Origin of the sequence: Nostoc sp. (genome assembly GCF_036919895.1) — a bacterium.
Classification (GTDB): Bacteria; Cyanobacteriota; Cyanobacteriia; order Cyanobacteriales; family Nostocaceae; genus Nostoc.
This window is the reverse complement of sequence record NZ_JBALBW010000033.1, coordinates 1-6,556: the sequence shown is the minus strand read 5'-3', so window position 1 is coordinate 6,556 and position 6,556 is coordinate 1. Positions and strand designations below refer to the sequence as shown.

General features: G+C 45.8%; 3 protein-coding genes and 1 pseudogene. 1 reads left to right on the top strand and 3 read right to left on the bottom strand.

The genetic code is table 11. From position 1 onward, the window contains the following. Positions 1 to 5 precede the first annotated feature (5 nt). Positions 6 to 1,922, bottom strand: coding sequence for a cytochrome-c peroxidase (locus V7K55_RS06280; RefSeq protein WP_334829284.1), 1,917 nt, complete (start codon positions 1,920 to 1,922; stop codon positions 6 to 8). Between the two features lie 624 nt (positions 1,923 to 2,546). Between V7K55_RS06280 and V7K55_RS06275 the strand changes: the two genes are divergently transcribed. Further along, positions 2,547 to 4,538 (top strand): S9 family peptidase, encoded by a 1,992-nt coding sequence (locus V7K55_RS06275; protein ID WP_334829282.1) that lies wholly within the window; start codon positions 2,547 to 2,549, stop codon positions 4,536 to 4,538. Here the strand turns inward: V7K55_RS06275 and V7K55_RS06270 are convergent. Together V7K55_RS06270 and V7K55_RS06265 are read right to left on the bottom strand one after the other, a co-directional pair. Next, positions 4,510 to 4,701, bottom strand: coding sequence for a hypothetical protein (locus V7K55_RS06270; RefSeq protein ID WP_334829280.1), 192 nt, complete (start codon positions 4,699 to 4,701; stop codon positions 4,510 to 4,512). The two genes, V7K55_RS06275 and V7K55_RS06270, sit on opposite strands and share 29 nt — an antisense overlap. 70 nt (positions 4,702 to 4,771) lie before the next feature. Next, positions 4,772 to 6,556 (bottom strand): annotated as a pseudogene (locus tag V7K55_RS06265) (bifunctional DNA primase/helicase); the annotation flags it as partial.

Genomic DNA, 6,556 nt, shown 5'->3' with positions numbered 1-6,556 from the left:
CCTACTTAGTTCAGGAAATTTGGAGTACCAATACCACCATTTCTACCAACAGCAGGAATTTCCATTAGACTATCTGTAGCCTTACCAGTGCCGTCATTGGTAACGTGTCTAGAGTCACCCGGATGTCCATTGGGAACGAACAGTTGTGGATGATCAAAGGGCGCTTTCTCATGGAGAACTCGCTCATCGGTAAGCCCTTTCAGGAAAGCCACCAAGTCATCTTTTTCAGCTTCAGTTAGTCCCAAAGGGGCGATGGCACTTGCCTGGCGGAAATCTCCGCCACGATTATAGAAGTCCACCACTTGCGGCAAAGTCAAATAGCCACCATTGTGGAAGTAAGGGGCGGTGAGTTCTACGTTACGTAGTCCGGGAGCCTTAAAGCTTCCGTCTGCAACTACTATGTCATTGGAGGTAATTGTAATATTGGGGTTTGAACCAAGAAGTAGTGGGAATTCTCCCAAAGCAGCGACCCTCGGCTCTGAAAGCGGGTTGCCAAATGGGTCTTTACCACCAACCCCAGGGTCTTCTAGGGTAGGTCTAACACCGATACCGAAGAAGCCATTGTCAAAAACAAATCTTTGATTGCCGATGTTTATAGTTCCCAGTCGTTGCTTTTGTATACTGCTCACCGAGGCACTAGTAAGTTCCAATCCGGTATGGCAACCGATGCAGCCAGCTTTGCCATTGAATAGTTGGTTTCCTTGTTGCTGCTGTTCGGTGAGGGCGGTGGTGTTTCCTTCCAAGAAGCGATCGTAGGGCGTATCATCAGCAATCAGTGTAGACTCGTACAATTGAATCGCAAGCCCGAAGAATAGCGAGAAGTTGTACTCTATCAGCCTATACTCATTGGTTTCCAAGGAGCCATCTGGCTTGTTGACAAAAGTCCGTCTACCTTCAGCATCAATTTGGATGAGTCGATTAGACTTCCACCACTGCGGTTTGAAGGCATCTTTAATCAGCTGATCGTAAGTTCTATCTTTAAGTCCGGGCTGAGGCCATCTACTGTCTGCACCGAAAACGCTGTCGTCTCGATGCACAACCTGTTTACCTAGCGGTCTGAGAGTAAATAACTTTTTCGCAAGTTTTCGGGGGAGTTTTTTACCCTTACTAGTTCCTCCGAACTTATCACCAATTTCTTGAAAAGTGCGACCATCCGCAGATGTCTCGAAGGAACTGAGTGGCGGGGACATCGCTTGGGAAGCTAAAGACGAATTATTCAAACTGACTTTGACAAATTCAAGCTGATTTGGTTTTTCAGCCTTGACTATGGAGGCGTAAGGGTCTCTCAAACCAAAGGAATTCACCCCATTAAAGATGTTTTGTGCCTTTCCGTCCCAAAAGTTGCGGAAGTTGAATGCTGCATTAATCACGCTTGGCGTGTTGCGCGGTTCGACGCGGCGCACATTTATGCCACCCACGTTAAACACCGGATCTGGCTCGTTTGTTACTTGGTCTTCCGCACTACCAGGTATCACATCCACAAACTTCGTATTGAAAACCCCCTGAGAGGAACTGACATCGTTACGGTCAGATACAACGGTCGTAGAATCACTGGATAGCTTGTGAAAGGGAAAATCTTCTGGCTTGAGATGGTAGTTTGGTGCGCCACCTAAATCAAAAACTGTATCTGGATTCCCTGTACCATCGGCATTGATCCGCAAAAGCCCAGGATTGATCTGATTTTTGGATCTATTGTCGGCTCCAGCATGGAAGTGACAACTAGCACAGGAAGTCTGTCCATCGCTCCCAACCTGCATATCCCAAAACAGAGCCTTTCCTAACTTAATCGCGGCTACTTTGTCTTTTACGAAGTCTCCAAGATTGTCAGGCTGCGGAACCGATACGCTTTTGAGCGAAGCTAGAGGCGGCGCTGTCACCTGTGCTGATACAGTATTTCCAGCTATTACTGCTGCCACGATCATGGCAGCAATTGTTATAGTCTTTGAAAATCTTGATCTCAGGTAGTTCAGCTTGCTATATCTGAATCTCCACTCTTGGCGCTTTATTTTTGTCACCACAGATTTCAGGCCAAATCGACTTTTTGAGGTCAGTAGCAAGTAAAGGGACAAGCCTGTAATAAAGACTACTAAGCCAAACATGGGGATTATACCCATAGTTTTTATCAGAAAAATAACTAAACAACAAAATTATACATTTACGAGGAAGTTTAAAATTTATTAATATTCATTCGTTTGGTATTACTGAATTTTCGTTCTGCGCGATGGCGAGGCAACTTGAATTTTTCACTACTGCTAGATGCAAGTTTTTGCTTACCTGCGCTGATACCTTCCCCGTGCATAGCGATCGCCCTTTTTGAAAAACTTTTTGGTTTACTTAATACTTTAATTTTCAGATATATATAGGATTCATACTTGAATATTGAAATACACTTAGAACTGGTAATGCCTACCACGTAAGGGTTTTGGTGAGCTATAGATACTTAAATTTTTTCACAAATCAAATATGAGTCCTATAGTTGCAATTAATAGCCATCAAAGTGACTAACAGATGTAAGATAAGCGTCCGTGCTAATTTTTACAACAAAAATGAAAAGGTTCAGAGAACTCGCATTAGCTTGTGGTGCGATCGCTGCTTTGATTAGTATGAGTCTCAAGGTTCAGGCAACGTCCAAGCGGCTGATTAACCTAGACGATCTGTCTGCTCTCCACCAAGTCAGCGAACCGCAAATTTCTCAAGATGGAGCCTGGATAGGCTATACGGTCAAGAGTACCGATATCAAGAATGATTCTGTCAACAACAATATTTATATGACTTCGTGGGATGGCTCCCGCACCCGAAAATTAACTAACAGCAAAGATAGCAAAAGTTCCCCTCGTTTCAGTCCTGATGGAAAGTACCTGATCTTTCTCTCCAGTCGTCAGTCCGAGAGTGAAGGCAATCAAATTTGGCTGCTGAACCTTGCCGGTGGAGAAGCAGAAAAGATTTCACATTTTCCAGGAGGCGTTTCTGATTTCGTTTGGTCACCCGACGGCAAACAACTAGCTGTAATCGCCGAAGATCCACCCCAAAAAACTCACAACGAACAAAAGACCGCACAGCCAATTGTCATTGATCGCTTTAAAGGATATCTCGAAAAAAGTCGGCAACATCTCTACCTGTTTGACTTAGCAACTCACAAAGCAGATATTCTGACACCAGGTGAGTTTAATGAATATTTGCCCGAATGGTCTCCAGATGGGAACAAGATTGCTTTTGTCAGCAAGCGTGGTGTTGATTTTCATCGCCATAACAATTGGGATGTCTATACTATCGTTGCTCAACCAGGAGCAAAAGTACGTCAAATAACTACCAATGAAAGTCCCAATTGCGATCCCTCCTGGGATAGCCGACCTGTTTGGAGTCCAGATGGGAAGTTAATAGCCTACGTGCAAGGAGGATCTCAAAAGCTACTTGAGTACGCCGTTTACCATCTTGCGGTTATTCCAACGGAAGGAGGTACTCCACGTCTATTAACAGCAAATCTTGATCGCAATGTTGTTAAGCCACGCTTTACATCTGATGGCAAATCAATTCTGTTTTTGCTGGAAGACGATGGTAATGTTCACCTCGCAAAAGTACCAGTAGCAGGCGGCAAGATAGAGCGATTGCTAGCTGGATATAGAGATATCAGCGCTTTTGACTTGGGGAGTGACGATAGGATTGCCTTGTTATCCTCAATACCACAGGAACCGAGTGAGGTTTTCACCCTCAAAGGCACTCAACTGCGTTCAATATCACACCAAAACCAGGAATTGCTTGTCCAACTTGTATTAGCAACGACGGAAGAAATTAGTTTCAAGAGTAAAGATGGCACCCAAATCCACGGTTTCTTAGTCAAACCACCAAATTTTCAACCAGGAAAGAAATACCCAACACTCGTTCAGCTTCATGGTGGCCCAGTCGGGCAGTACACAAACCAGTTTATGTTTGACTGGCAGCTGTTTGCAGCTCACGGCTATGTTGTAGTTGCAGTTAATCCACGGGGTAGTTCGGGACGGGGTGAAGCCTTCTCAAAGGCTATTTATGCTGATTGGGGAAATAAAGATGTCCAAGATGTCCTTGCTGCTGTTGACTACGTTGAGGCACAAGGGATAGCCGATCCATCTCGGTTAGGAATCGGTGGATGGAGCTACGGTGGTATCTTAACAAACTATACTATCGCCCAAGATACCCGTTTCAAAGCTGCGGTAAGTGGAGCTAGTATTTCCAATTTTTTGGCAGGATACGGTACTAACGAGTTTTATGACTACGAGCAGGAACTGGGAGTACCGTGGAAAAACCTCAATACTTGGCTACGAGTTTCCTTTCCGTTCCTGCACGCCGACCGAATTGTCACGCCAACACTATTTCTGAGTGGCGAGCAAGATACTGTTATTCCATTGCAGAACTCCGAGCAGATGTATGATGCACTCAAAAGTTTAGGGGTTGATACTCAATTAATTATTTATCCTGAGCAATCCCACGGTATTAGCAAGCCGAGTTACCAGCGCGATCGCTTACAACGCTATCTTACTTGGTATGACAAGCATGGGTTGTGAGTATCAACAGATACTGTTGGCTAACTTCACAAATTACCGAAAAGTCTGAGAAATCCGGGCAGGGTGTGCTTCTCGCCCCAAAAATGACTAGATGTTGAGCATTCGCCCCCTTGCCAATTCTGACGCTGCGCGTAGCTGGCTTTTGAGAAGGGGTACGCTTCATTTGATTACGCTCACAACCAGGGTAAATATTTTTGTCCACCTACTTGTATTCAACTCAATCAGGGGATGATTTACGCCATCCATTCCACCCAATCGGGGGCATCTGCCACCAGTTGAGCAAACTTATTCGGGTCAATATCCTCAAACTTGAAGATCGCGCCCCACCGCTCATCAATCGTTAGGGTACTGAGTAATTCTTTAACTGACTCCACCCCATATTCAAACCGCTCAATCGCTAACTGAGCATAATATTTTACCTGCTGCCACCAGGGATCATTAAGTGTATCCACCTCCTTAACTTCCCCGTCCATACCCCCGCAATTATTATCTCCAATTACATTAATGGGGGGTGTGGACGGAGGGTTAATTCCATACATAGTCTGCATCCTAGCTGCATAAGCTGCATTCTGAGCAAGTTCTGACTGGTGTTTCCGTTCCTTCTGTTCTCGTTGCTGTTGCCGATATGACAGCACCTTCTGGGCAAACTCGACATCCTCAGTATTTAGCCGATAGTACCTAACGCGCTTACCATCTTCAAGCGGTCGCCGTGAAGATGTGGACAAACCCAGTTGAGTGAGATACTGCCCCAAAATCCAGATTGACGATTCATCAAGGGGAATGGTCAGATTAAGAATGCCTTTAACGTGAGATGCGTTGCGTTTAGAGAACTCTGCTAAAACCTGAATCATCGCCTCGTCCCCTTTGATCTCAACCCCAGCCATCAGATCCATCAACACCGCTCTCAGTCCCAAGCGATGACGCATAAGCCAAGACGTGGAATGATTGCTCCAGTCAGTACAGATTGCCAAGCGATCGCGCTCCGTCTTGTCCCGCTCCACCACAATATTCGGCGGTGCAACAAACTCCCGCCCAAGGTCATCGGTAATTGTCTCTCCGCTTGGGGCTAATATTGCCTCCAGTGCGACTATCTTCTTAATTAACCGCCCCCCATCGTCTTTTTCAACCAATTCCGGGGTAACGCTCATGCCGTAGGTATCCTGTATCCGAAATTTCTCACATTCCAAAGCTTCTTCTGGTTTGAGATAATCTTGGTGCTGCCTAGCCGCATAAGTCCTTCTGTCAATATCTTTGGCATTAGCCACTTTCCGGTAATGCTCCGAATCGACGGCAATTCCCGCCGCCTTCATCCACCGAGAAGCTGTATCATCAGTACCATCCCCAGCAGAAATAATGGTATTGCCCATTTCCTCTAAGAGCGATCGCAAATCAGCCCGTAAATGATTGATAGACCAATTCCGTTGCGCTTCAATCTGACAACTCGTATCTAACGCCCAATCCTTCTCAGCCCCACGTTTGCCTGTTTCTCTGTTAATGCGAATTAAAAACGCGGTCATCTCATTCTTCTGAAGAATTTTTTCCTTGATTCGTCGCGCATTGGTTTCGGCGTAACCAAAGGGAGGACGCGGAGCAACCCATATATACATGGGGACATTGGGACGATACCGCCATAATTGCTGGGCGCATTCTGTAGCAGACTGACTTACAGCATGAAACACACCAAACACCGCATCAAAATGATAGTTGGAAATGTCAACCCCTGTACCGAGACTGGGAGTAGCTAAAAAAGCGTCAAGATCCTTAATAGCAATGTTAATCTCCCTGATGAAAATCACATTCTCTTCAGAACCGCTATTTTCCGAGTGAATAGCCCACACCCGTAGCTGTCGGTCTTCGGCTGATTCCGGCGTATCATCATCGAAGAGAGCAGGGGTGCAGGGGAGCGGAGGAGCAGGGGAGAGTTCTTGTATAAATTCTTTCCCCTCTGCCCCTCTGCCCCTCTGCCCCCCTGTATCATTGAGCGCTCGTTCCAACTTTTTGATGAACCGCTTGCTGTC